The sequence below is a fragment of the Pseudomonas caspiana genome, from assembly GCF_002158995.1.
Classification (GTDB): domain Bacteria; phylum Pseudomonadota; class Gammaproteobacteria; order Pseudomonadales; family Pseudomonadaceae; genus Aquipseudomonas; species Aquipseudomonas caspiana.
In genome coordinates this window covers 138,693-163,784 of sequence record NZ_LOHF01000014.1, presented here as the reverse complement: position 1 = coordinate 163,784, position 25,092 = coordinate 138,693, and the positions used below count along the sequence as shown (strand labels likewise).

18 protein-coding genes, 1 pseudogene and 1 riboswitch are annotated in these 25,092 nt (G+C 56.6%); of the genes and pseudogenes, 11 read left to right on the top strand and 8 right to left on the bottom strand.

The annotated features are described in order from the left end of the window. Together AUC60_RS17210 and AUC60_RS17205 are read right to left on the bottom strand one after the other, a co-directional pair. Positions 1–561: pseudogene (locus AUC60_RS17210) on the bottom strand (hypothetical protein); the annotation flags it as partial. Position 562: 1 nt separating this feature from the next. Continuing rightward, entirely contained in the window at positions 563–4,087 is a 3,525-nt protein-coding gene (locus AUC60_RS17205; protein WP_087270003.1) for a toxin VasX, read from the bottom strand. A 341-nt stretch (positions 4,088–4,428) separates the two neighbouring features. On the opposite strand from AUC60_RS17205, the gene AUC60_RS17200 reads away from it, so the two are divergent. From AUC60_RS17200 to AUC60_RS17190, 3 genes are all read left to right on the top strand, one after another. After that, positions 4,429–6,183, top strand: a complete 1,755-nt coding sequence (locus AUC60_RS17200; RefSeq protein ID WP_087270000.1) for a carbamoyltransferase family protein — start codon at positions 4,429–4,431, stop codon at positions 6,181–6,183. Then, complete coding sequence (locus AUC60_RS17195) at positions 6,176–7,081, top strand: glycosyltransferase family 2 protein (protein WP_087269997.1); 906 nt, start codon at positions 6,176–6,178, stop codon at positions 7,079–7,081. Before AUC60_RS17200 ends, AUC60_RS17195 begins: the two co-directional genes overlap by 8 nt. 104 nt (positions 7,082–7,185) lie before the next feature. After that, positions 7,186–8,379 carry a glycosyltransferase family protein gene (locus tag AUC60_RS17190; RefSeq protein ID WP_238599590.1) on the top strand — a complete coding sequence of 398 codons (1,194 nt, stop codon included), beginning with the start codon at positions 7,186–7,188 and terminating at the stop codon, positions 8,377–8,379. 22 nt (positions 8,380–8,401) lie between these two features. Here the strand turns inward: AUC60_RS17190 and AUC60_RS17185 are convergent, their stop codons facing one another. Then, positions 8,402–9,031 carry a BUD32 family EKC/KEOPS complex subunit gene (locus AUC60_RS17185; RefSeq protein ID WP_087269991.1) on the bottom strand — a complete coding sequence of 210 codons (630 nt, stop codon included), beginning with the start codon at positions 9,029–9,031 and terminating at the stop codon, positions 8,402–8,404. A gap of 290 nt (positions 9,032–9,321) precedes the next feature. On the opposite strand from AUC60_RS17185, the gene AUC60_RS17180 reads away from it, so the two are divergent. From AUC60_RS17180 to hldE, 6 genes are all read left to right on the top strand, one after another. Then, positions 9,322–10,422, top strand: a complete 1,101-nt coding sequence (locus AUC60_RS17180) for a capsular polysaccharide export protein, LipB/KpsS family (RefSeq protein ID WP_087269988.1) — start codon at positions 9,322–9,324, stop codon at positions 10,420–10,422. A 2-nt stretch (positions 10,423–10,424) separates the two neighbouring features. Then, entirely contained in the window at positions 10,425–11,624 is a 1,200-nt protein-coding gene (locus AUC60_RS17175) for an O-antigen ligase family protein (protein WP_087269985.1), read from the top strand. Between the two features lie 59 nt (positions 11,625–11,683). Continuing rightward, a complete protein-coding gene (gene msbA, locus AUC60_RS17170) occupies positions 11,684–13,471 on the top strand; it encodes a lipid A export permease/ATP-binding protein MsbA (RefSeq protein WP_087269982.1) in 1,788 nt (595 codons plus the stop codon). Continuing rightward, positions 13,471–14,367 (top strand): GNAT family N-acetyltransferase, encoded by an 897-nt coding sequence (locus AUC60_RS17165; protein ID WP_087270046.1) that lies wholly within the window; start codon positions 13,471–13,473, stop codon positions 14,365–14,367. Before msbA ends, AUC60_RS17165 begins: the two co-directional genes overlap by 1 nt. A gap of 15 nt (positions 14,368–14,382) precedes the next feature. After that, the gene (locus AUC60_RS17160; protein WP_087269979.1) at positions 14,383–15,810 is read left to right on the top strand and encodes a PIG-L deacetylase family protein; all 1,428 of its coding nucleotides are present in this window, start codon (positions 14,383–14,385) and stop codon (positions 15,808–15,810) included. A gap of 72 nt (positions 15,811–15,882) precedes the next feature. Further along, a complete protein-coding gene (hldE, locus tag AUC60_RS17155) occupies positions 15,883–17,304 on the top strand; it encodes a bifunctional D-glycero-beta-D-manno-heptose-7-phosphate kinase/D-glycero-beta-D-manno-heptose 1-phosphate adenylyltransferase HldE (RefSeq protein WP_087269976.1) in 1,422 nt (473 codons plus the stop codon). 155 nt (positions 17,305–17,459) lie between these two features. Here hldE and AUC60_RS17150 read toward each other — a convergent pair whose 3' ends face one another. The 4 genes from AUC60_RS17150 to AUC60_RS17135 are packed head-to-tail and all read right to left on the bottom strand — an operon-like array spanning position 17,460 to position 20,822. Further along, positions 17,460–18,416, bottom strand: coding sequence for a metal ABC transporter ATPase (locus AUC60_RS17150; protein WP_087269973.1), 957 nt, complete (start codon positions 18,414–18,416; stop codon positions 17,460–17,462). 36 nt (positions 18,417–18,452) lie between these two features. Continuing rightward, positions 18,453–19,268, bottom strand: coding sequence for an aldo/keto reductase (locus tag AUC60_RS17145; RefSeq protein WP_087269970.1), 816 nt, complete (start codon positions 19,266–19,268; stop codon positions 18,453–18,455). Beyond that, positions 19,265–20,440 carry an NAD(P)/FAD-dependent oxidoreductase gene (locus AUC60_RS17140; RefSeq protein ID WP_087269967.1) on the bottom strand — a complete coding sequence of 392 codons (1,176 nt, stop codon included), beginning with the start codon at positions 20,438–20,440 and terminating at the stop codon, positions 19,265–19,267. The genes AUC60_RS17145 and AUC60_RS17140 overlap by 4 nt, the downstream gene beginning before the upstream one ends. Before the next feature lie 49 nt (positions 20,441–20,489). Next, positions 20,490–20,822, bottom strand: coding sequence for a DMT family transporter (locus tag AUC60_RS17135; protein ID WP_087269965.1), 333 nt, complete (start codon positions 20,820–20,822; stop codon positions 20,490–20,492). Positions 20,823–20,913: 91 nt separating this feature from the next. Here AUC60_RS17135 and AUC60_RS17130 point away from each other — a divergent pair, with 91 nt between their 5' ends. Both AUC60_RS17130 and waaA read left to right on the top strand, forming a co-directional pair. Next, positions 20,914–21,798: a LysR family transcriptional regulator gene (locus AUC60_RS17130; protein ID WP_167384365.1), complete on the top strand. Its 885-nt coding sequence runs from the start codon at positions 20,914–20,916 to the stop codon at positions 21,796–21,798. Between the two features lie 14 nt (positions 21,799–21,812). Then, complete coding sequence (gene waaA / locus AUC60_RS17125; protein WP_087269959.1) at positions 21,813–23,087, top strand: lipid IV(A) 3-deoxy-D-manno-octulosonic acid transferase; 1,275 nt, start codon at positions 21,813–21,815, stop codon at positions 23,085–23,087. 173 nt (positions 23,088–23,260) lie between these two features. Here waaA and AUC60_RS17120 read toward each other — a convergent pair whose 3' ends face one another. Next, a complete protein-coding gene (locus AUC60_RS17120; RefSeq protein WP_087269956.1) occupies positions 23,261–24,700 on the bottom strand; it encodes a TolC family outer membrane protein in 1,440 nt (479 codons plus the stop codon). 156 nt (positions 24,701–24,856) lie between these two features. Beyond that, positions 24,857–24,961: riboswitch (TPP riboswitch) on the top strand. Positions 24,962–25,092 lie beyond the last annotated feature (131 nt).

The window sequence follows — 25,092 nt, the reverse complement described above, 5'->3', positions numbered from 1 at the left end:
TTGCGTCACGCTCCGGGCCTGTACGACCCAGGCGGATAGCGATTCCCATGGCACGAAGATTGGCTCGGTATGACCTCGAGGGACAAAGCAGACTTCCCGGCGCTGGCGGTTGAAGCGGGTGGGGACGACTTCTTTGTATTTGCTTAGGTTGTTGAAGGTAATTGCGAGGTAGATGATTAAAGCGACTAAAGCGCCCCATCCTCCCATTTCCAGCGTGTAAGGCATTACTTGTAGCGCAAACTCTAGGGAGTCCCTCATTGAGTTTCCGTTAACAATTCCTAGGAGCCATGTGAAAAAAGGCGCAAAAAGCCCATAGAACCAGATCGCCCAGAAAGGTGTCCCAAGGCCCATTTGCCAGGCGAAAACAGCGGGCAAACCGACTCCAAAATCCAGATACCCGTCGTTTACTTCTCCCACAACGCCGCCGTAATCCTGCGCCGGTAGATCGGTGGGTAATGGCAATGGGGCCAAATAAGTCACTTGGCCGGTTGGGAACACCTCCAGCATGCCAGCGCTCGGCGCGTGATTGATGGGCGGCGGGCCAGTCATGTCTTTTTCCATCTTATTTTTTCACCTCAGGCATGAGGTCGGGATGAATAGCGAAGTACTCGCATTGTTCTCCCGGTGGATCGAGGTCGACCGCCGGGAAATCGCCGCTTTCGCCAAACATCGGGAAGCAAACCTCATACACGTTGGCTTCGTATTGCCCCTTTGAAGTGATAGGTCCCAGCTGAATTGAGAGCACGATATCTGTGTGGCTGGGCAGCTCTGAATTGATAAGGCCGAGCACATCCGTCAATTCCACGATCAGTGGGTTGCGCGCCTTGATGTGCAGACGATCTTCCAGGGCTGTGCTCAAGGGGCTCCAGCGCTCTGGCCTGCCCATTCGGCCTTCGACTTTGCGTATCAATTGATAGCCGCCAATATTGAGCACGGAAGAACTGGCATGACTGCCAAGGGGCTTTGTCAGTTCAGCAGCAAACAGTGTCGGGAAATGCAGCAAGAATCTGCGAGGGGTGTCATCGCTACTCGGTATGATTTGTATACGTGGGGCCTGGTAATGCGCGCGCAGCTCCTTCAAATAATGAGCAAGAGGTAAGGAAAGACACAGGTTGGAGTCCTGACCCTCGGCCCATGGTGTGCTCAGCAGCCAGCGATCGTGCCGGCTGAGGTTGTTGCGGTTGAAGTACCAACTGCCGGACAGCTCCAGGGCAGTAAACAAAATCCCTGCCAGGTTAAAACGTAAAAATACTGTAGACAGGCGCACACCTGCAGCCGCCCAAGCGGCTGTCCTCGCAGCAGTTCCAGCTTCTGCGGCTAGAACATGGCTGAAGGTTTGAATCGTTTGAGCGAAGCCATAACTGTTGCTAGCCAGAAAGCCGCTGTTGCCCAGCATGCTGATGGTGGCCCCAATCTGCGCATCGCTATTACCGCTGCGCACTGAGTCTTGCCAATTTTTATGGGAATTCGCAAGGCTCATAGTCGCAGCAATGATCCCTGCGACGTAGCTCACCATTCCAAGGCCAATATGCAATTTCCCCATTTGCACATGAACACCGAGCAGTTCAGCTTTCTTGAAGTTTTTCGCCAGCTCTGCGGCATGGGCGCTAAGCGCCGTGTCTGCAATACCCTGCGCTGCGCCAAATCCTGCAGCTATGGTCGCCGCAAGAGAGTTAAGGAAAGGCATTAGGTCTCTAGAACTCTTCGGTTGCGAAAAAACCTCCCTCTGCACCACAACCAAATTCACCACCTGCGCCAAAAACACCAGCAACCCAGCCCCATCCCCGAGCAGCCCGGCCTTCGGCGCCACCGTCACACCCTTTCGATAACTCTCCAGCACCGACTGAACCTCCCGATGCTGTTGCGCAGGGAACACCAACGCCAACCCCGGCTTGCCGGGGGCCGCGGATTGCAGGTGATTTGAGTCGGTCGGCAGGTCCGCGATGGGGCTCATGAGCTTGGCAAGTTGTTGTTCCAGTTCAGCCAAGGAGTGTCGAGTGGTTTGGCGTTGCTCCTTAAACCAGTTGGCATCGGGACTCAGATGCCAGGAACGGTCTGCGGCCCTGCGCTCGCGAGACATGCTGGTCAAGGTGCGCAGACGATCACGATGCTGCTGGACGGCCTTGATGGTCTTGCCAAGATTTTGCAAGTCTTCGGCGCTGGCTACCTGGAACGTCACGTTCTCCCGGCGTGCTGTATCAAGAATCGCTACGCCCGCCGCCTTGGGCAGACTACGAAACAGGGTATCCATGTCGGGCAACTGGCCCTTGTCCATCTGCTGCAAAAAAACCTGCACCGCCTGCTGAATGCCCATCTGCAACGCTGGAGCCAGTGTGCCCCAGGCAGCCGTGAGGTTGACTTGAGAGGCGGGCGATAGCCGCCCGGTGTCGAGCACCAGGCCTGCACCCCATTGTTTGAGGCGTTCCAGCCATTGCGGTGCGTCCTTGAAAAACAGCCAGCTCGCGTTTGTGAAGACAGCAAACTGCACTCCGAGCTCGGTTTGCGCACTCAACGGCGCGGCGTAGAACATCGGGCGGGACATTGCCGGGTTGTTGTTCAGCCAATCCAGCACTGAATCAACGGCTTTGTCGCTTCGGCAGATGTCTTTCAGGCAGGCGTATTCGGTGAGCAGGGCGTGATCAACCTGCTCGCTGTCCTCGACGTCGTAATACCAGATGGCCCGATGCAGGCGGTTTTTGATCAGCAGATCGATGCGATCCTGGGTGATCTTTTCCAATAGCTCGTTGAGCGGTTGCAGGATTGCCCGTTGCTTCTTGAGAAAGGCATCCATGCGGGGGCGGTCGATCAAGTCATTGATGCCGCGCTGGCCGAATTTGGCGCCGTAGAGCGCGTCTTTAGTGGGTTTGTCCATCTGGCGATACAGCTTCCAGAGGCTTTTGCGATGCCGGGCGATGAAGGCCGGGCTGGTGCCGACGAAACGTTGTTCGAGTTGATATTGCTGAATGGTACTGGCACGTGCCTCAATGCCGTCATCCATGCTCAGCCGGTCCGGTTTGGCTTTTTCGAGGCGTTCCTGCAGGTCTGCCGGTACGTCGGGATCATTGAAATAGGCCCCCGCTTCCTGACGGTTATCCTGGCTCATCACCTCTCGCAACGTATTGCGGGTCTGGGTGCGCTCAGGCTCGGGCAGGATTTCCAGACCATCAAGCAAGGCTTTGAGCGTCCGGTCCTTTTTTGCGCGTTCGTTCAGATCCTCCTCGTTGATCTGGGTAAGAGACTCGATGTAGCAACCCAGCAAGTAGTCGCGCTCGACCTGACCTTCCTCGGTTCCGCTGTTCGCCCATTTCTCGATCTGCCCGACCACCTGATCCTGATACTGCGCCAGATCACGCATCACCCCGACGTCATCCCGAACGGCCAGGAACAAAAAATCCCGTTTATGAGCGGTGGTGATCTGGCTGGTGAATTCTTCAATAATTGTCTGGCGATACAGCGGTGTGTGTTCCCAGGCGTAGGGAATCTTCGTCGAGTTATCGTCAGGTTTGTCCGCCCGGCTGCCGCTGCTTTCGGCCAGCCAAAGTGCCATTTTCCGTTCGTTGATCAGGTCCCGGGCATTGCCGCGCTGAATATTTTCGAAGCTGACGCGCTGCATGAAGTATTCGCGCTCGGTAGCGACTTTCATGACCTGAGCGCATTTGAACGCCGTCCACTGGACCTCGGAAAAGGAAACGTGCAGCACGCTGCTGCGAGAAAACGCCAGCGCGGGATCAGCCTCGATTACGTCCGGTCGACGATCCTTGGTGATCTGATCGCCCTTGAACAGCAGAGCCGCAATGGAGCCGTCGGTAATGCTGTATTCATGCAAAAAGCCAGTGGCGCTGTCGATGATGTACAGATAGCCATCGCGCAGCAGACGAAACCCCAAGGGCAGGGCTTGCAACGTGTACGGCATGGCGATTTCGACGGACGGGTCGAGGTCTTCTACCAGCCCGTAACGCACCGGCAGCAGTTGCAGGGTCTGGCTCATCAACGGACAAAACCCGCCAGCATCAGGCGCTTCGGCAGGTTGGGCGTTGGCGACCAGATTGGCCATGTGGCCACGCGGGGTTATATGAGGGTTGGTCATGCAGGCTCCTTGCCTTGGGCTGGCGAATCGAGGAGGCCAGGGTCCAGATGGCGGAGCGTGTAATCTCAAGCCCGACCCTGAGCGAGGGCGGGAGAGTGGCTGATGAGCAGCGGGTGCTCAATGCATGGAAAGCACTTTGGGAAAGGCCCTACGTCACGCGTCGTAGATTCATACAACTAATAGCCAGGCCATGGCTTGCGCGGGATTTACTTACTGCCAAGCAAATCCACTTGTCATTACGCTATAATCCCGCCCTTTAGCTGTTCCTCGCCCCGCTGCGAGGGCACATATTTTTCTCAGGCGCGTGCCGCCTGCATGCAGACTAAAGAGGCTAGACCCCAGTGGCATTGACGATTCTTGGCCTGTCCGGCGCCCTTAGCCATGATCCTTCCGCCGCGCTGTACATCGACGGCAAGCTGGTGGCAGCGGCTGAAGAAGAGCGCTTCGTTCGCGATAAACATGCAAAGAACCGTATGCCCTACGAGTCGGCGAAGTTCTGTCTTGAGCAAGCGGGCATCAAGCCTTCGGATGTCGATGTGGTGGCGATTCCGTTCGCGCCTATCAGCTTGTTCGGCAAAGCGCGCTGGCACTATGCCAAGCGTTACTGGTACGCCCCGGACCGTGCGCTTGATGCGCTGTTGATGGGCAACCGTCGCTATAAGCGTTATCGCAACAAGATCGTCTGGTGTCTTGAACAATTGGGCTTTGATCCTAAAAAGATCAAGATCGAGCCGGTCGAGCACCATTTGGCCCACGCTTCCAGCGCTTACCACTGCTCCGGTTTCAAAGAGAAAACCGCGATCCTGGGTATTGACGGCAAGGGTGAGTACGCAACGACCTTTTTTGGCTACGGTGAGAACGGCAAGATTCACAAGATCAAGGAGTTCTTCGATCCTGACTCCTTGGGCGGCCTGTATGGCGCAATCACTGAATTCCTCGGGTTCGAGATGCTCGACGGCGAATTCAAGGTGATGGGCATGGCGCCGTATGGCGATGCCAGCAAATACGATTTCTCGCGTCTGGCGAAGTTCGAGAACGGCGAACTGGTGATCAACACCGAGCTGGCCAACGTTATCGGCCTGCGTCGTTATAAAGAGAAAGGCAAAGGTTTCTACTTCTCGCCCAAGCTGATCGAGTGGCTGGGGCCCAAGCGCGAAGGCGACATCGCCGACGAACCTTACATCCACTACGCCGCGAGCATGCAAGCGCTGTTCGAGAAGCTGGCGTTGCAGATGATGGATCACTATCTGGGTGACATCCTCAAGGAAACCGGCAAGATCGCTTTCGCGGGCGGCTGTGCGCTGAACGTCAAGCTGAACCAGAAAATCATCGCTCGCCCGGAAGTCAAAGAGCTGTTTGTGCAGCCAGCATCGGGTGACGCGGGTACTGCAGTCGGTGCGGCGGCTTACGTCTCCCACGCCCGTGGTGTGCCGGTTGAGAAGATGGAGCACGTCTACCTCGGCCCGTCGTATACCAATGAAGATGTGATCGCTGCCTGCGCCCGCCATCCGAGCAAGCCGGTCTGGCGTCAGATCGAAAACACCCCGGAGCGCATCGCGCAAATCATGGTTGCAGGCAATCCTGTGGCCTGGTTCCAGGGTCGTATGGAATTTGGCCCGCGTGCATTGGGTGGTCGTTCGATCATCGGCTGCCCGAGCGTGGCTGGCGTGGCTGACCGCATCAACCACCAGATCAAGTTCCGCGAGCGCTGGAGGCCTTTCTGCCCGTCGATGCTCGACACCGTTGCCCCGCAGATGATCAAGATTGATCACCCTGCACCGTTCATGACCTTCACCTTTGAAGTGGCTGAAGAGTGGAAGACCCGCGTGCCGGAAGTCGTCCATGAAGATGGTACTTCGCGTGCCCAGGTCCTGAAGCGCGAATACAACCCGCGCTACTACGACATGATGAAAGCGCTGGAAAACCTGACCGGTAATGGCGTGTCGCTGAATACTTCGCTCAACCGTCGCGGCGAACCGATGATCTGCTCGCCGACAGATGCGCTGAACATGTTCTTCGGCTCGGATCTCGAGTACCTGATCATGGAAGATATTCTGGTGGTCAAAGACGGAGTGGAGACATACGAAAATGCCTGAGCCGTTGGTCAGCGTCGTTATCCCGGCCTATAACTATGCCAAGACGCTGCCTCGTGCAGTCAATTCAGTACTTGCTCAGCTCGATGAAAATACCACCGAGTTGTTCGTGATTGATGATGGTTCGACCGACACCACGCCTCAAGTGCTTGACCAGTTACTCGCCGAAAACTCAGGGCGCTTCAGGGTTTTGCGCAAGCCTAATGGCGGGTTGTCGTCCGTGCGTAATCGTGGAATCGAAGAGGCACGGGGCCAGTTTCTGATATTTCTTGATGCAGACGACGAGATGGCTCCCGGTGCGCTCGATGCAGTGTTTGAGCACATTGCGGGCAACCCTGAAAGCCGTTTGATCATTGGCGGCCACTGGTCTGCGTTTGATGATGGCCGTCGTTCGGTACATGTCCCCAAGCCGCTGCCCGCTAGTGCTGAGCAGCGCGTACGCGGTTATTTGCTGGACAAGACAATTTCGCTCTCCAACGGCGCCTGCGTGATGCATCGCAGTGTGTTTGAGCCTGGACTGTACCCCGAGAACCTGCGTAACGCAGAAGACATACCCGTGTTTGCTCAGGTGCTCGCACGGTTTACCTGCAGTGTTATAGATAAGCCATTGGCGATCATCTATAAGCATGCCGACAGCATGCGGCATGATCTCAAGCAAAGCCTTGCCTCAGGTCTGAAAGTGGTCGACGAGGCATTTTCTCCGCAGCGCATGCCTGCGCAGTTGCAGAGTTTACGTCAGGCTTTTCTTGCGCAGCGCTGCCTGTCACTGTTTCGTGATTGCTACGGGGCAGGAGACTACGAAAACGCCAGGCTTTTTTATTTCCAGGCTTTACGTGCTGACTGGCGTTCTTTGACACGCTGGTCCTACACGCGCAAAGCCATTCGGTTGTTGCTCAAGTGAGTGGGGGGCAATCCACTCCATCGCCGAGTGTCATGGACGGGGTCCAGGCGGAGGGCAGTTGGGCACTGAAGGCTCGTCAACTTGATCGCTATCGCTGGAAATTAATGCGCGAACGCCACGGAAGGTTTGGCAGTTTTTTGCGTATGGCTCGTGATGTGCTCGTGGATGTAGCACAGGGAGTTCGTGCTCGCGTGTGCCTGAGCGCGTCGGTAGAAAATGAGTCTTGCGAGGTGCTGCTGCTACATTCCGCGCCGAAGTCCATGGCATTGCAGCGCAAGAATATTCTGATCGGCGCCGTGAAGGCTCGCGGCGTTGACCTTAATGAATCCGCCTTGTTATCGCCACCCCAGGCCTGCGCACGGCGCCAGTTGCTGCTGCCCCCTCAACCCGTTCCGCTACGCTATCTGGCTTATGCGGCTCACGCCCAATGGATTGTTGCGAAGTACAGGCCGCAATTGCTGATAAACGAGCGAAACGGAAGCCTTCATGCGCCGTTCCTGCGCCTTGCTCTAGCCGCGCGTGGTGCTCGGCTGTTGCATTTGGCCCATGCTGCGACGCTTGAGTCATCGCGTCGACTGGGGATGAATGACTACGATTATTACGGCGTCTTTGGCCATAGTTCTCTGGTGGCGTTACAGGCGCGCAGTCTGCGATTCGGTGAGTCCACGGTGGTACTGCTTGGCTCATACCTGGCTGACGAAACTTATGAGTTACCGTTGGCAGACCCTGCGCTCAAAACATTGCTGGTTCTGGGTGTTGGTCCTGATCGGGAGAAGGAGGCTGGCTATATACGTACGTACGAACTGCTTCGCGACTGGGCTGAATGCCACCCTGACTACCGTTTGTTATTCAGGCGTCATCCGCGAAGTCGCGCGCAATTCTGGAGTGATGCGTCCGCGCGTTTATCCAATGTTGAATTGCTTGATTCGCAGTGCACATTGTCAGAAGCGCTGGCGCTTGCGAGCGTAGTTGTCAACATCATGTCCAATGCCGGTATCGAGGCTGGTCTTGCGGGACGGCCGGTGATCCATGTCAATGCTGGAGAAGACGTGGATATCTTCTCTCATTCGCTATTTTTCGGTGAGCAGATCCGGGACGGCGAAACGTTTTCGCGTCAGTTGAAGGTTGTCGACGATGACTATCAGGCGCATGTAGTTCAAGCCCGGAAATTTGCCGATTACCACTTGGTGCATGGCTCCCAGGGTTTGACAAAAACCGTCCAGCTTATTGAAAGCCTGCTGCACGATCGGGATCCAGAACTCGATTTCGAGACGGTTTCACTACCCGCTGCCGATTGACCGTTCAGTCGTAGCGTGTATTTCAGCGTTCAAGTACCAAAGCTAATTCTTTTTCACTGCATACTTGTTGGTGGCGAAAATAATGGGCAAGAAACTCTTCGTCTTTGAGTAGCCACTCGCGGTCGGTCTTGTAACGCAGCATATGCCTGAAGTTGCGCAAGCGCAGGCCTTTGCCGAGTGGCTTGCGCTGGGCGCGCAAGTCGGCGATATCGATAAGACCCAACGAGTTTTCCTGTGTCAGTACGATGTTTCCCATGTGGGCTGATCGAAAGTAGATGCCCTTCTCGTGCAGGCTCGCAACGAATTCGCCCAGCTTTGCCCGGAGCCCATCGGGATTCTCGATGATTAGTTGGCGTAGCGTACGGCCGGGCAAAGGGTCGTAGTGTACTGCATCACGTTCAATGCTCGGAATACGATAAACCTGGCGGACGGTTGGGCACTGGATTTCCCGAGCTCGCAGTGCCTTGCAGTTATCTGCAAAGCGTTGAGCGTACGGAGACCACAGAGCAGAAGTCAGCAGGCGTTTACGGCGAAACAGTTTCAAGATTGTCCCATCTGTCAGGCAAAGGACTTTGTCACCTTCACCGTCGGCTTCAAGAACATCGGCGCCTTCGCGCATTTTGATATAAGCAGTGTGGTCGAGCTTTTGCATCAAGGCTCCAAGGCTGACTTGATGGGGTGTGCGGTGGGGCATGCTACCGTACTGCGAGCGCAGCAAGAAATCGCTGTGCTACAATCGCGCCACTTTTTGGGTGCTTTTTGTTATGTGGTGACAGTGCGCTCCCTGCTTTCCGACCTGTAAAATTACGACGTATCTTGCCCCTTATTTCATGCCTCTGGCTTTTGGCGTCTTGCGCGTGACGCAACTGCAAAGAGCGACGCTACCCGTGCAATTGACTGTAAGCAGCATGGCAGACAGGCACCTCTTTTCGGACTTTATAGATGGTAACGCTGTTCATTTCGCTGGCGAAACATCAGGGCCTTTATTTCAATCGATTGCTTGATGAAACCGAATTGCAAGGCAAAGTTGTCACCGTTGGGCAAATGCCGTGGCCTCGCACACTACGGTTCTCCCGAGGGTTTTCAAGAATCGACTGGCAAGCCCTGATTGAGGAGAAATGTGAAGAGCGGCGGATCAAGAAAAAGTATGACGGATTCTTGTACCGGCTCCTGCTGAAGCTTGAGTTGAGCTGGATGGCGCTGCGGGCCCAGGCGCTTCTTGAGCGTGAGCGTCCAGATGCGCTCGTGGTCTGGAATGGTTCCCATCGTTACTGCAAGTTGTTGACGGCGCTTGTGCCGGCCGAATGCAAAACGTTCTACGTCGAAAATGGTTTGCTGCCTGACACCACAACGTTCGATGCCAAAGGCGTGAATTACCTCAACTCGGTTCCTCGCAACGCCGATTTTTATCTCAACTATCCCCATCCTGTGGTTGATTTTCAGCCTGCCTCGGTGTTGATTCCACGAAAGCCTCGTGCAGGTGGTGTACCCCCTATCGAGTTGCCAGGGCAGTTCATATTTATGCCTTTTCAAGATGATCGGGATTCTCAGGTCCGGTTGTTTTCTCCTTGGGTTAACAACATGTCGCAGATGTTCGCGTTGGGGGAACGTCTGGCAGAAGAAACCGGAATGACGGTGGTTTTCAAAGAGCATCCGTCCAGCCGCGAAACTTATCCGGAGTTGCATGAGCGAACCTCCGAGCGGCTTTTGTTTGCCAATGGAAATGCCACTCAGCAGCTGATTGAATCCAGCCAGTTCGTGATAACGCTTAATTCAACTGTCGGCCTGGAAAGCTTGCTTCTTGGCAAGCCGGTGATGACGCTCGGTCTGGCGTTTTTCAACATCGATGGGTTGGTGGTGCACGCTGAAAATTCCGATCAGGCCGTTGCGTGGGTGCGCGCATTCCCTTGCTGGCCACTGGATGAGCGTCTGCGGCACAACTTCCTTCACTACCTGTCGGAGCACTACTGCATCAAAGGTGGTTGGAAAAATGCTGACAAAGCGCACTTGCTGCAGGTTGCCCGTCGTATAAAAGGTGAGTAGAGATGCTAGTAGCGATGAAGAAACTATTTCAAAAAGGCTACCTCGCAGGCTGGGCATCGATCGGTCTACTTATACTGTTGTGCGGCCCTTGGGTGATGCCGAGCAACAAGCTCTATCACCAACTGATTATCTTCTTCCTTTGGCTTCCAGCTTTGCTGGCCTTGTTTGGGGGATATGTTCGACCCCTTATCAAGCTGCCAGAAATCTTTTTTTTCCTGGCTTTTTCCATCTGGACACTTTTCATATTCGGCGTTGAAGGCAGCGACGAACCAGGCAAGAGTAAGGTCGTGCTTTACGTAACTCTGACGCTGCTTGGGGTTTTGTTAGCGGCGCAGCATGGCAGATGGCGACTCGAATCGCTGTTGATGTGCGCTTCGGTTATCGGCGGTTTTTTTGCAACAGTCTCCGTGGTCTATTTTTACATCGAGCCCCAGTCTACTGGAGGGCGGATAGTCGCTGTGGGTCTGTGGGATACGATTATCATGGCTGCCCACGCCGTGGGGGCATTGGCTATTCTCGGCTTGTTTACGTTGCGAAGCTGGCGTTTCAGCCGGCCGGTGTTTCTGCTTTTACTGATTCCAGCAGCGGGTTATGTAATCTTTCTGGGGCTCAGCCAGACCCGCGGCGTCTGGATCGCGTTTTTGGCTGCGATGATCGTGATGGTTATTGCCCGGCCTTCACGGCTAGGTGTCAGCTTGATCGTCCTTATGGTGATAAGTGTTGCAGGTGTTGCGTTGTTCTACCCAGAGCTCTTGCTACAGCGTGGCGTTTCTTACCGTCCAGGCCTGTGGTCTGGAGGGGTTCAACTCATTGAGCAACATTGGGCTACAGGCGTTGGGTTTCACGAGTATCTGATCACTGTCCCGGTTGCCGGCAGTTTCAAGCATCCGCACAATCTTTTTCTGGACACGGGAGTACGACTGGGTCTCCCCGGCCTGCTTATATTTTGCTGCCTCTGGGTGACAGTGGGATGGCGCGGCTGGGTTTCGCGGGCTGAGCCACTCGGGGGAGCGTTGTTGGCGCTTTGGTTTTTTTCAAGCGTATCGCTGATGACTGATGGTATCGGTCTGTGGCTCAAGCCCAATGCGGACTGGCTGATCACCTGGCTGCCTGTTTGTCTGAGCATCGTGCTCGCGTCTCGTGCGGCATCGGCTGAAACCCATGAGCCGCACCCTGTAAAGCCAGCTCGACCCATCTTGTAATTGGTTCACTGGTACAATCACGTCCCTGTATTTTTTTTCATAAGCACGAGGCGCGCCGAATGGCCAATCCCGACCAGCAATCGAGCATGAAGATTTACTTGCGATTGTTGAAATATGTGGTCCCCTATTGGGGCGCTTTTGCTATCAGTATCGTTGGTTTTGTGCTTTTTGCCTCCAGCCAGCCGATGCTTGCAGATATGCTCAAGCATTTTCTCGACGCGCTGCAAAAGCCTGACGATACTAAGTTTCTCGGCGTTTCGTTGGTTCTTGGCGTGCCCTTGTTGATCGTACTTATCGCGGTTTACCAGGGAATAGGGTCATTTCTGGGCAACTACTATCTGGCCAAGGTCGCTCGTGGCGTCGTCCATGACCTGCGTTGCGCACTGTTCGACAACTTGTTGACGTTGCCTAATCGCTACTTCGATAACAACAACTCTGGTCATCTGATCTCGCGCATTACCTATAACGTGACAATGGTCACGGGCGCTGCAACGGATGCAATCAAAGTCGTTATACGTGAAGGTCTCACCGTTGTTTTTCTGTTCGGCTATCTGCTTTACAGCAACTGGAAGATGACGTTGGTGCTGGTTGCGATCCTGCCCTTCATTGCCATTCTGGTGAGCAGTGCGAGCAAGAAATTTCGGAAGCAGAGCAAGAAGATTCAGGTGGCAATGGGGGACGTGACTCACGTCGCGTCGGAGACCATTCAAGGCTACCGCGTGGTTCGCAGTTTCGGTGGTGAGACTTATGAAATCGAAAGGTTTCATAAAGCCAGCGAAGACAACATGAACCGAAGCATGGGGATGACACGCACGCAGTCCATCTACACGCCGGTTCTGCAGTTGGTAATCTACATTGGCATGGCTGTGCTGATGTACCTGGTTCTTTATATGCGCGGTGACGCCTCCGCAGGTGAGTTGATTGCTTACATCACCGCAGCGGGTCTTCTTCCCAAGCCTATTCGGCAGTTGTCTGAAGTCAGCGCAACCATTCAAAAAGGCTTGGCGGGTGCCGAGAGCATTTTTGAGCAGCTCGATGAGTTACCGGAAGTTGATACCGGAACTCAGGAAGTGGAGCGCGTAAGTGGCCGCCTTGAAGTTCGCAATCTCAGCTTCCAATACCCCGACACAGACCGGCTTGTGCTTGATGATGTTTCGTTCACCGCAGAAGAGGGGCAGATGGTCGCTCTGGTCGGACGTTCTGGAAGTGGCAAGTCGACTCTGGCTAATCTGATCCCGCGTTTCTATCACCACGGTAGCGGGCAGATTCTGCTCGATGGCCTTGATGTCGAAGAATACAAGCTGACCAACCTGCGTCGACACATTGCTCTGGTCAATCAGCAGGTGACCCTGTTTAACGATACGGTTACCAACAACATTGCCTACGGTGACCTTGCCGGTGCGCCGCATGAAGATGTGAAGCGCGCCGCCGAGGCCGCTTATGCCGATGAATTCATTGCGCAGATGCCTCAAGGCTACGACACAATGATCGGCGAAAATGGCGTCTTGCTTTCCGGTGGACAACGCCAGCGACTGGCGATTGCCCGGGCGCTGCTCAAGAATGCGCCGTTACTGGTCCTCGATGAAGCAACGTCTGCGTTGGACACTGAGTCAGAACGTCATATTCAGGCTGCACTGGACGAGGTCGTCAAAGGCCGTACGACGTTAGTGATTGCTCACCGTTTGTCGACCATTGAGAAAGCCGACCTGATTCTGGTCATGGACAAGGGGCGGATTGTCGAGCGGGGTAACCACCAGCAGCTGCTTGCGCTCAATGGTTACTACGCTCGGCTGCACGAAAAAGATTTCAAGGAAGAAAAGGTTGGCGTCACAGGAGGCGCCGTTTGATTCTCGGGTATCTTCGCAACTGGCGTGAGCGTGGCTGGACTCAGATTAGTGCTGAGGAATACGCCGCTGTCTGGGCGCGTTATGGTGGCAGCGTTGCAACTCATCCGCAGGTCGTGGAGCGGTTGTCGACGCTGGTCGGTATTCCTGTGCGCTACCTTGGTGTGCGGCGCGATGGTGAGCTGATTGCAGGTCTTCCCACATGGGGACGCCATATTGCGTTGTCGCGAGATGTCACCAAGCGCCAAGGCCTGCGTGGCATGTTTGATCTGGGTAACTCCGAAATAATTCTTCCGGTCTCCAGCGATTGTGCGGTGCAGGTACGCCACCGCATGCGTTACGTCTCGCAGCTCAATGTCGATAATATCGCCAGCCTTCGCGCTCAACCCGAAGGGCTTGCGTTGGCGCGTCGCCCAGAAGAGTACAGCAAGAAATTTCGCTATAACCAGCGGCGTGAGCAGCGACTTCTGGAAGAAGCCGGCGGGCAGATTCGACCCATCAATGAGCTGAGTTCTGAAGTACAGGCAGCTATTTATACTGACCTGTTTCAAAAACGCTGGGGCTTCGATGTTCCGGGCAAGTCGCATTTGCCAGAGGTGTTTGCACTGCTACGCGAGTTCATGACAGGTTCTGTGGTGTATCTCGCTGATCGCCCTGTCGCTATTCAGATTCTCTACCGTGTGGAGGCACCCGAATGGATCAGCCTGGAGTACGTGAACGGTGGGGTTGATCCTCAAGCCAACGAGCTCAGTCCCGGCAGCGTGTTGAGTTACGTTAATACCCAAGCCCAGTGGGAATATGCCGAGTCACTAGGCAAGCCACTGCGTTACTCGTTTGGCCGGGCTGACCGCGAATACAAAAGCCGCTGGTGTAACACTCACCCGGTTTATCAGATTTAACAGGTAGGAGTGGGCATGGTCGGTCGGAAGGACGAATTGCTGAAACGCCATCGGCGGCGCAAGCGTTATTCGACGCTTGGGGCAGTGGCAGCACTCGTGTTGCTGGCTTGTTTCGTTGCGTGGTGGTTGTTGCCGTTACTGATGCTGGTGGGCTGGCTGGCACACGAGGCTTGGTTTTCGGACCATTTGTTTTACGACCCTGCCAGCGACTACCTCTACGAGTTTCCGCCTGATGTGCGCAAGTTTGAAGTCCAGATCCAACAAGGGAAACTGCAGCTGGCGACGGCTGCTTCGCTAGAGTCAACTGACACTTTACTTCTGGAACTTCACCTTAAATCCACTTGGCTGGGTCGCTGGCTCGATCCTTATGTGCAGGTCGGCGATGATCGCCAGGATTTCGAGCGCGGTGTCGCGGGCAAGCGTTACTTGAACCTTTCCGGGCAGACTGAGGCGTTGGTCAGCGGTGGGCTCCGCGTTGCATTTCACCGCTGTCATGCCGTTGGCTCTTTGACTTTTCATGCCATGAGCAATCCTGACTACAGCGCCCGGTCTCTGCTGGTTTTAGCGCCCCATGCCGACGATGCCGAACTCGCTGCGTTCGGGCTTTACAGCCGCGCCCCTGAAGCCGCGATCATGACGTTGACCCAAGGTGAAATCGAGGCGGATAGCTATCGCCGTTTCGGTCTCAATACTGCTCAGGCTGCAGTATTGAAGGGGCGTTTGCGTACCTGGGACAGTCTTGCGGTTCCTTTATGGGGAGGCGTGAAACAGAACCGGTGCGTTCAGTTGGGCTACTATTGCCTGCGGCTCGCTGAGATGCAGGAGCAGCCATCGGTGCCGTTTGGGTCCCGCGAGTCGGGAGAAAGCGACATTCGTACCTGGCGAAAGGCGAGCGCATTCGCTCTGCCTTCGGAAGCTGACGGACTGCCCACCTGGAATAACCTGGTGGCTGATATTGTGCGTGTGCTAGAGCACTTCAAGCCCAATGTCGTTGTGACCCCACACCTGCAGCTAGATCCCCACCGTGATCATGTCGCGGCAACACAGGCTTTGCTGCAAGCTATTGAGTTGAGTACATGGCGCCCAAGCACCTTGCTGCTTTACGCCAATCATTTGCATGACAATGATCGCTGGCCTATGGGGCCTGCCGGTTATGGCGTCGCTTTACCTCCATCCATCGCGCCGATGAAACCGTTGCGGGTGTGCAGCATTCTTCTGGATGACAGTCAGCGCCTCGATAAAGCAATGGCTTTGGCGATGCAGCATGACCTGCAGGACCCGCTGCCACCCAAGAAGCGCGCTCGCCGGTGGATCCAGCAGTTACTGGCGGGGCGGCGCTGGCCAAATACTGGGGAAAACGAATTTTTCCGCAAGGCAGTACGGCGTCATGAGTTGTTCTGGGTGCTGGACGTGGAGCCTTGCTCCTTTGTAAACAAGGTATAGCCCGCGCGGTGGCGTCGTGTGCCAAACCGGCTATGTTATGATCCGCATCGTTTTTTTGTCTTCGGAGTCTCCATGAAGTTATCCATGCCAAGGTTTGATCAGGCACCAGTCCTGGTAGTGGGCGATGTCATGCTCGACCGCTATTGGCATGGCGGTACCTCAAGGATTTCGCCGGAGGCACCCGTGCCTGTGGTCAAGGTTGAGCAAATCGAAGACCGTCCAGGCGGTGCTGCGAACGTCGCCTTGAACATTGCTGCGTTGGGTGCGCCTGCCTCGCTGGTTGGTGTGACCGGTGAAGACGAGGCTGCCGAAAGCCTCTCCAATAGCCTCAAGGCCGCAGGTGTGCTGGCGCGCTTCCAGCGCATTGCCAATCAGCCGACCATCGTCAAGCTGCGGGTCATGAGCCGCCATCAGCAACTGCTGCGCATCGACTTCGAAGAGCCATTTACCACTGACGCCGAGGCTTTGAGCGTTGAAGTGGAAGGGTTGCTCGACGGCATCAAAGTCTTGGTTCTGTCCGATTACGGTAAAGGGGCGCTGAAGAACCATCAGGCGCTGATCAAAGCGGCTCGTGATCGCAACATCCCGGTGCTTGCTGATCCGAAGGGCAAAGATTTTGCGATTTACCGTGGCGCCAGCCTCATCACTCCGAACCTGAGCGAATTTGAAGCGATCGTTGGCCACTGCGTTGACGAGGCTGAGTTAGTCGCAAAGGGCGCGCAGTTGATGAGCGAACTGGATCTGGGCGCGCTGTTGGTCACCCGTGGCGAGCACGGCATGACGTTGTTGCGTCCGGATCACCAGCCTTTGCATCTGCCTGCCCGCGCTCGTGAAGTGTTCGATGTGACGGGGGCAGGCGACACCGTTATTTCTACCCTGGCGGCGGCTATCGCTGCTGGTGAAGATCTGCCTCACGCGGTGGCGTTGGCCAACCTTGCTGCGGGCATCGTCGTGGGAAAACTGGGTACGGCGGCCATCAGTGCGCCGGAGCTGCGTCGGGCGATCCAGCGAGAAGAAGGCTCTGAGCGAGGTGTTCTGGGCCTTGAGCAACTGCTGGTGGCCATTGACGACGCCCGCGCACATAAGGAAAAGATCGTTTTCACCAACGGTTGCTTCGATATTCTCCATGCCGGTCATGTGACGTATCTGGAGCAAGCGCGTGCTCAAGGTGATCGCCTTATTGTTGCGGTCAACGATGACGCGTCCGTCAGCCGTTTGAAGGGGCCTGGGCGTCCGATCAACAGTGTGGATCGGCGTATGGCGGTACTCGCCGGGCTAGGAGCAGTGGATTGGGTGATCAGCTTCCCTGAAGGCACACCGGAAAACCTGCTCGGCTACGTCAAGCCAGATGTGCTGGTCAAAGGCGGCGATTATGGTATCGACCAGGTGGTCGGCGCGGATATCGTCCAGGCCTATGGCGGTGAGGTTCGGGTGTTGGGGCTTGTGGAAAACAGCTCTACCACCGCGATTGTCGAGAAGATTCGCGGGCAGTGAAGTGATCCGCTCTTGAGTTGTGAATGCTTACTGTGGGAGCCGGGCTTGCCCGCGATAAACGATAACGCGTTATGTCTTCTGGCTGCGTCTCATGTATCGCGGGCAAGCCCGGCTCCCACACTCAGACCGTATTCCAATGCCACATAGGTTGCGCTTCAGCTTTTAAACGTCACCAACTTCAATAATTGCCGGGCCTTGCCTGTCAGGCGTTTGAGTCCGGTTTTCTTTGGCGGTGGCGTCATGCCTTGCTGGCGTAGCCAGTCCTTCCAGCGAATCCTCTCGTCACGCACCACCCAGCCTTCCTGTGCTGCAAAGCTTTCAGCCAGATACAGGCCCCGGGTTCCGGCCGGTGTCAGCTTGTCGCGCTTCAAGGTGTAAAGCTCGGGCAGCGGCACGCCATTTTCCAGCGGCATCAGGTACAGATCAGGCTTGCTTCGATTGAGGCGGGCGACCAGTTGATCTTTTTCGAGACACTCATCGACATGGAACAAGCTCAGAGGCCGCGCTTCCTTGGGGACCTCCAGACGCATGTCATAAATAAGCTGCAACGATGCGGTGGGCAAGTGTACGTAGGCGCGAGGCCGTTCGATCAATGTCATGCTACCGCAGCGTACCGGGCGTGCAGCGCCTGATAGCGTGCTGAGACGAAACGGCATCGCTTCACGGTAATGCAGGGCTGCGGCGTAGGGCGCCGGTAGCCAGATGTCGTTGAAGCGCCCGCTCAGCCAGCCTTGTGGTGTTTCAATCAGGCACTCTTCAGCGACCTCCTGAATGGCGGTGTGCAACGGCAGATTGAGTTCGTGAGCCGGGACATAGCCCGAGATCAGCTTCAACACTACATCGCCACGATCCTGGCGACGCTGGCGAACCAATACCCAGTAATCGCGGTTTTGCCAATTCAGTGTCAGGCGTACCGAAACCCCCAGATTAGCCAGCTCCGTAGCGAACCGCTCGGTGTCGGCCACTTCTATTTTGCGGCGCCGCTGCAAGGTCTGGGTGAAATTGAGTGGCATCCCGATGCTTTGATAATTGAGGCCTTCGGGCGTGGCTTCTACGAATAACGGCAGGGTCTTGAAGTTGCTTGGATTCTTCCGAATCAAAGTTCGCGGCATATCGGCTCCTTCTTGCGTTGGGGTCGGCCGCCTACATCAGGCTGGACGGCGAATCACGGCAGCGGCTGTGGCTACGTTATGGACCAGATGCATCGGGTTTATGGTCCCGACAATAGCACTGGCAACACCCGGATGGGCAAACAGCAATTCGAAACTGGCCTGCACCGCATCAACTCCAGGTCTCAGGCAGACATGACCGCTGGCCAACGCTTTCTTGACCAGAATGCCTTTGCCGTGGGCAGCAGCGTAGTCGAGCACTGGCTTTTCGCCTTGCTCGGAGAGGTTGTAAGTGACCATGGCGCAATCACCATCACGCAACGCCAGCAGGCCGCCCTCTACGGTTTTGCCGGAAAAACCGAAGCCACGAATCTTGCCTTCACGTTTAAGGTCAGCGAGGGTCTGGTAAACATCGCTATCGTTGAGAATCGCCAGATCATTGCCGTCGGAGTGCACGAGCACCAAGTCGATAAAATCGGTTTCCAGACGTTTCAGGCTGCGCTCCACCGAGGCTCGAGTGTGTTCAGCGCTGAAGTCGTGACTCGACTGACCGCTTTCAAACTCCTCACCCACCTTGCTGACTATTACCCAATCCTGCCGCTGACCACGCAGCAAAGGCCCCAGACGTTCCTCGCTGGTGCCGTAGGCGGGTGCGGTGTCGATTAAATTGATACCCATGTCACGTGCCATCTTGAGCAGCATTTGCGCTTGCTGATCGTCCGGGATAGTAAAGCCGTTGGGGTATTTGACGCCTTGATCACGGCCCAGCTTGACCGTGCCCAGGCCCAGTGGCGATACGCTAATACCGGTGCTGCCCAGCGGGCGATGCAGCTCGTGTAAGGTCTTTACGCTCATGGCAGCAGTTGATCCCAGACAGGTATGGCCAACGGTGGCTTGGGCAGATCGCTTAAAGATGGCTGCGGCGTCGGGTGGATTTCTTCGTGGGACAGCTCGGCCAGCACCCGATCGGAAAAGTCCGGAGCCAACGCAAGCTTTGTTGGCCAGCCCACCATCAGGCGGTTCTGCACGCTTAGAAATGCATTGTCAGGACGCACCAACCCGGATTGCGCTGGTTCTGCTCGATCAACCCGCAAGGTTGCCCACTCGACTTGAGTGAGATCAATCCACGGCAACAAAGTGCCCAGTTCTTTTTTCACGGCAGCGATTTGCTGGGCCGGGTCACGGGCTACGCCATCCGCCTCGGCGACATCGCCGCCCACATACCATACCCATTGACCGTTGGCGGCCGGATGAGTCGTGACCGTCAGCCGCGGCTTGGGTCCGCCGCCGAGGCAGTGGGCATACAGCGGTTTCAGGCTCGGGCCTTTAGCGAGCACCATGTGCAACGGCCGACGTTGCATGGCGGGTTGCGCGATGCCGAGTTTTTTCAGCAGATCAGCGTTGCCTGCACCCGCACACAGCACCACGCGCTGGGCGAAAATATCCCGACCGTCGACACGCATGCCTACCAGGTCATCGCCATCTACCAAGGGTTCCAGATCCTGACCAGCCAGTAAGCTGCCATCGGCCAGGTCGGCCAGTCGCTCAATCAGGCTTGGTACATCAATGACCAGTTCAGCCAGGCGATAAACCTTGCCCTTGAACTTCGGGTCCTGCAGGGCTGGCGGCAGGTCAGTGCCTTTGACTTGATCAACGCGACCGCGCACGGCCTTGCTGGCAAAGAAACTGGTGAGGTTGCCCGCGAGTGTGCCGGGCGACCAGAGGTAATGGGCCTGGGAAAGTACGCGTACGCCACTCAGATCAAGCTCGCCGGTGCCTGCCAGCGCTTCACGCCAGCGACGTGGCATATCGGCGACGGCTTCTGATGCACCCGACAACGCGCCATGCAGCGCGTATTTGGCACCGCCGTGGATAATCCCTTGGGATTTAAGGCTTTGTCCGCCGCCGAGGCTGGCGTTTTCGACCAGGACAGTCGAGTACCCCTGGCCGCGCAGTCGGGCATTGAGCCAGAGGCCAGCAACGCCGGCACCGACGATCAGGACGTCAGTGGAAATAACGGAAGGCATGAGCACCTCTGTGGCCGAAAGAATGCGGCCATTATAGAGGAACGCGTTTTCAATGCCCGGCGGTTTTCGAAAACAGCTGTATGACGACGACACCCAAGACAATCAAGCCCATGCCGAGCATGGCGGGGATGTCGAGTTTCTGCCCATAGATGAAAAACGCGGCGACACTGACCATGACAATCCCCATGCCCGCCCAGACTGCATAGGCGATGCCTACCGGAATCGTACGAACTACCAGGATCAGCATCCAGAAGGCGATGGCGTAGCCGCAGATAACCAGCAACAGGGGGAGCGGTGTGCTCAGGCCCTTGACGGCTTTCATGGAAAGGGTGCCGATGACTTCAGCACAAATGGCGATGGCCAGCAGGTAATAAGCAGGCATGACGGTAACTCCTCTTCGTATGCCGCGTATTTTAGCCATCACTTAGATGGGGTAAAGTCATTACCTATCGCTATGGGAGATAGGTTTGGCCATGCAGTGGAATCTTGAGCAAATGCGCCTGTTCGTCAGCGTGGCCGAGCAGCGCTCGTTTTCAGCTGTGGCGCGGGGTATGCATCGCGCGCAGTCAGCCGTCAGCAATTCAATCGCCATGCTCGAATCGGATTTGGGTGTGAGCCTGTTTGAACGCAGTAGTGGCCGCCAGCCGCGCTTGACCGAGGCTGGTACGGCATTGCTCGAAGAGGCGCGCGAGCTGTTGCGTCAATGCGAGCGTATCGACGGACGCGCTCTGGCGTTGATGCGCGGACAGGAGGCGCAATTGCGCGTGGCGCATGATGAAGCCATGCCTTACCAGCCTGTGCTCGATAGCCTGGAGGCGCTGTCCGAACGCTTTCCGACCCTTGAAGTTCAGCTGGCCAGCGGTGCTCAGGGCGACGTAGCGCGCAAGTTGCTGGAGCGGCGAGCAGATCTGGGTTTGCTGTTTCATCACGAGCAGATGCCCGCCGCGCTTGAACGCAGGGGGCTGGGTGGTGTGGAAATGGTCACGGTTTGCGCAGTGGGGCATCCGTTAGCGAGCGAGAAACGGGTCACCCGGCAACAACTGGCGCGGCATCGCCAGTTACTGATCGCCCCGCAACAGAGCGGTTATCCCGGTGGTGAGCAACTGAGCCCGCAGGTCTGGCGGGCCGACAGTTTTTATGTGATGGCCGAGCTGTTAATGCGCGGCCTGGGTTGGGCCTGGCTGCCCCGGCATGTGGTGCAGTATCCGACCTATCAGCACCAGATGATCGAGCTGGTCGGCGAGTGGACGCCGCCACCGTTGGTAGTGGAAATGGTCTGGCGTCGTGACGAGCCGCTTGGTCCGGCTGCGCAGTGGCTTTCCGAAAGTTTTGCCCGGCATTTGCGCGCCATTGGCTGATAAACTCCGCGCCCATGAATAGAACTTTATATACCTTGCTGTTTCATCTCGGTCTGCCGCTGGTGGCCGTTCGCCTGTGGCTGCGAGCGCGCAAGGCTCCTGCCTATCGCCAGCGAATCGGCGAGCGCTTCGCCCTCGGTTTGCCAGCCATGCAGCCGGGCGGCATCTGGGTGCATGCGGTTTCGGTGGGGGAAAGCATTGCTGCCGCGCCAATGATTCGTGCGTTGCTTGCCCGTTATCCACAGCTGCCGATCACCGTCACCTGCATGACGCCGACCGGTTCGGAGCGGATCAAGGCGATGTTCGCCAACGAGCCGCGCATTCAGCATTGCTACCTGCCCTATGATTTGCCGTGGGCGGCGGGCCGTTTTCTTGATCATGTGCGACCAGTGCTCGGCGTGATCATGGAGACCGAGCTTTGGCCTAATCATATTCATCAGTGTGCCAAACGCGGCATCCCTGTGGCCTTGGCCAATGCGCGTTTGTCCGAGCGCTCGGCGCGGGGGTATGCGCGGTTTGCCAGGCTGACCCGGCCGATGCTGGAAGAAATGAGCTGGTTCGCGGTACAGACCGAGACCGAAGCGCAGCGCTTTCGGGATTTGGGTGCACGTTCTGAATGCGTGGCCGTAACCGGTTCGATCAAGTTCGACCTGACGATCGACCCGCAACTGTTGACCCGTGCCGCGCAGCTACGTGAAGAATGGCAGACGATTGATCGCCCCGTCTGGATCGCGGCCAGCACCCATGCGGGAGAGGATGAAGTTGTTCTGGCGGCTCATCGGCAGTTGCTGATCAGCTATCCTGATGCGTTGCTGATTTTGGTGCCGCGCCATCCGGAGCGCTTCAACAGCGTTCATGATCTTGCCGTGCAGCAGGGCTTTGCGACGGTGCGTCGCTCATCCGGTGAGCCAGTCACACTGCAGATCTCGGTGCTGGTGGGCGACACCATGGGCGAACTCCTGTTTCTCTATGCCTTGGCCGACATTGCTTTTGTTGGTGGCAGCCTGGTGCCCAACGGCGGCCACAACCTGCTCGAGCCTGCCGCATTGGCCAAACCGGTGTTGAGCGGCCCGTATCTGTTCAACTTTCTGGAAATCGCCGCGATGCTGCGCAATGCCGACGCACTGATTGAGTGCGGTGATGCAGCGAGTCTTTCGGCTGCCGTGCAGAGCCTGTTCGACCAGCCACAACGTGCCCGTGAGATGTCCGAGGCGGGGCTACAAGTGATGAAGGCCAATCAAGGTGCATTGCAGCGGTTGCTGGATGGGCTTGACCGCTTTCTAAGGTAGGAGGCAACTTGTTGGCGAGAGGGCCTGGCGCGGTGTTTCAGACGTATCGCCTAGCGAACAAGTTCGCTCCTACCGCAGTTGCGTGGCGGCGCTGGTTTAGGAGGTCGCCTCATGCTTTTCTGTAGGCACTCACGAGCACCTACAGGTTTCCGTTTGCTGCTCGACAATGATCTCTACCGTTGCGGCGGTCTCTCGAAGTTCTTTTTCGCGGCCGCTGCCAGATCCGGTGGCAGGAAGTCTTTGTCCGGGTTGTAGTCGGCTTTCAGGTAGCGCGACAAATCCTGCAGGTCGCCGGGATTCAACGTGCCTGCTGCCTGCTTCAAGCGCAGGTTGTCGAGGATGTAGTCATAGCGGGTGTTGTTGTAGTCGCGCACCGAGGCGTACAGCTGACGCTGGGCATCCAGCACGTCGACGATGTTACGAGTCCCCACCTGATAACCGATTTCCGTGGCTTCCAGCGCGCTCTGGTTGGAGATGATTGACTGTTTGCGGGCCTGAACCTGCTCGACATCGGTATTCACAGCGCGGTGCAGATTGCGAGTGTTCTCCACCACTTGGCGACGCAAGCCCTCGCGGCGCTGTTCGCTCTGGCTCAACCTTGAATACGCTTCGCGCACTTGCGAACTGGTCAGGCCGCCGCTGTAGATCGGGATATTCAACTGCACGCCAATACTGCGCTGCTCTACATCGCCCCGGTAGTTCTGCCCGGTGTAGTTCGGGTTGCTGAAGCCCAGCGCATCGTTATCGCCGCGCTGGTATTGGGCCACCGCATCAAGGGTCGGGGCGTGTCCGGCCTTGCGCTGGCGCAGGGTTTCTTCGGCTGCGCTGACTGCGTAATTGCTGGCCAGCAGATTGAGGTTCTGCTGCGCGGCCGTATCAACCCAGGCTTTTGCATCATTGGGCATCGGCGCCAGAATCGGTAACGTGTGGACGATGCCCTCAATGGAGTTGTATTCACGATTGGTCAGCGTCACCAGCGCTTGAAAAGCATCATCCACCTGACGTTTGGCAACGATCCGGCTGGCGCGGGCATTGTCGTAGCTGGCCTGGGCCTGCAGCACGTCGGTCTTATCGGAAAGGCCAACATCAAAGCGCTCGTTGGCTTGATCCAGCTGACGCTTGAAGGCCGCTTCTTCAGCTTTGGTCGAGGCCAGATTGTCCTGGGCGCGCAGCACGGTGAAGTAGCTTTGCGCGCTTTCCAGAATCAGGTTCTGCTCGGTGGCCGACAGCTCCAGTGCTGCTTGTTCGTTGACGGCTTCGGCGGCCTGTAACTGGAACCAGCGGTCGGCACGGAAAATCGGTTGGCTCAGCGTCGCCTGATACACCGTGCCGCTGCGGGTAGCGACGGCGTTGGGTTGGTCGATGCTGGTGCGGGTATTGTTGACGTCTGCGCCTGCAGACAGATTGGGCAGCAAGCCTGCGCGGGCCTGCGGCACGACTTCCTTGCGAGCGGCATAATCGGCGCGGGCTGCTGCAAGATCGGCGTTGTTGTCGACAGCTTCCTGATAAACACTGACCAGGCCGGTCTTGGTTGGCAGCGGCAAATCGGCTGCCCAGGCAATCGAACTGCAGGCACATGACACGGCAATGGCCAATGAAAGTTTGTGCAGCATGGGGTGTTCCCTGTTCATGATTATGGTGCCAGTCCGATTCGAAGAAACTGGTTAGCGAGTGTAGAGGCTGGGGGACCTTGCAACAATCAGGCAGGCCATTTATCCAGCGTTTGAAAACGTGCTTGGCGTTCCGGGCCCGTCCCGACTAGACTGGCGACGTTCTTGTCGGGGTGCCTTGCTTTGAGGCTGAGATCGGTTAAACCGGATCCCGTTGAACCTGATCAGGTTAGCGCCTGCGTAGGGAACAAGATTTCTCGTCTCCCGGCGAGTCCTCTTGAGTGTCGTCCGGGGTCTTTGGTTCATATCTGAACCTGACATTCTTCCGCTCGATACTCAGCACCAGCCTTGGTGCGTCTTTTCGTCTTCAGGTTCGCTCCGACAATTAATCCGCC

What these genes read in the sequence shown, in the direction of transcription:
- msbA (WP_087269982.1), top strand. Translation starts at nt 11,684, where the DNA reads ATGGCCAATCCCGACCAGCAATCGAGCATGAAGATTTACTTGCGATTG.
- AUC60_RS17190 (WP_238599590.1), top strand. Translation starts at nt 7,186, where the DNA reads ATGCGCGAACGCCACGGAAGGTTTGGCAGTTTTTTGCGTATGGCTCGT.
- AUC60_RS17180 (WP_087269988.1), top strand. Translation starts at nt 9,322, where the DNA reads ATGGTAACGCTGTTCATTTCGCTGGCGAAACATCAGGGCCTTTATTTC.
- AUC60_RS17120 (WP_087269956.1), bottom strand. Translation starts at nt 24,700, where the DNA reads ATGCTGCACAAACTTTCATTGGCCATTGCCGTGTCATGTGCCTGCAGT.
- AUC60_RS17175 (WP_087269985.1), top strand. Translation starts at nt 10,425, where the DNA reads ATGCTAGTAGCGATGAAGAAACTATTTCAAAAAGGCTACCTCGCAGGC.
- AUC60_RS17130 (WP_167384365.1), top strand. Translation starts at nt 20,914, where the DNA reads ATGCAGTGGAATCTTGAGCAAATGCGCCTGTTCGTCAGCGTGGCCGAG.
- AUC60_RS17205 (WP_087270003.1), bottom strand. Translation starts at nt 4,087, where the DNA reads ATGACCAACCCTCATATAACCCCGCGTGGCCACATGGCCAATCTGGTC.
- AUC60_RS17135 (WP_087269965.1), bottom strand. Translation starts at nt 20,822, where the DNA reads ATGCCTGCTTATTACCTGCTGGCCATCGCCATTTGTGCTGAAGTCATC.
- AUC60_RS17140 (WP_087269967.1), bottom strand. Translation starts at nt 20,440, where the DNA reads ATGCCTTCCGTTATTTCCACTGACGTCCTGATCGTCGGTGCCGGCGTT.
- AUC60_RS17185 (WP_087269991.1), bottom strand. Translation starts at nt 9,031, where the DNA reads ATGCAAAAGCTCGACCACACTGCTTATATCAAAATGCGCGAAGGCGCC.
- AUC60_RS17145 (WP_087269970.1), bottom strand. Translation starts at nt 19,268, where the DNA reads ATGAGCGTAAAGACCTTACACGAGCTGCATCGCCCGCTGGGCAGCACC.
- AUC60_RS17160 (WP_087269979.1), top strand. Translation starts at nt 14,383, where the DNA reads ATGGTCGGTCGGAAGGACGAATTGCTGAAACGCCATCGGCGGCGCAAG.
- AUC60_RS17150 (WP_087269973.1), bottom strand. Translation starts at nt 18,416, where the DNA reads ATGCCGCGAACTTTGATTCGGAAGAATCCAAGCAACTTCAAGACCCTG.
- AUC60_RS17195 (WP_087269997.1), top strand. Translation starts at nt 6,176, where the DNA reads ATGCCTGAGCCGTTGGTCAGCGTCGTTATCCCGGCCTATAACTATGCC.
- hldE (WP_087269976.1), top strand. Translation starts at nt 15,883, where the DNA reads ATGAAGTTATCCATGCCAAGGTTTGATCAGGCACCAGTCCTGGTAGTG.
- waaA (WP_087269959.1), top strand. Translation starts at nt 21,813, where the DNA reads ATGAATAGAACTTTATATACCTTGCTGTTTCATCTCGGTCTGCCGCTG.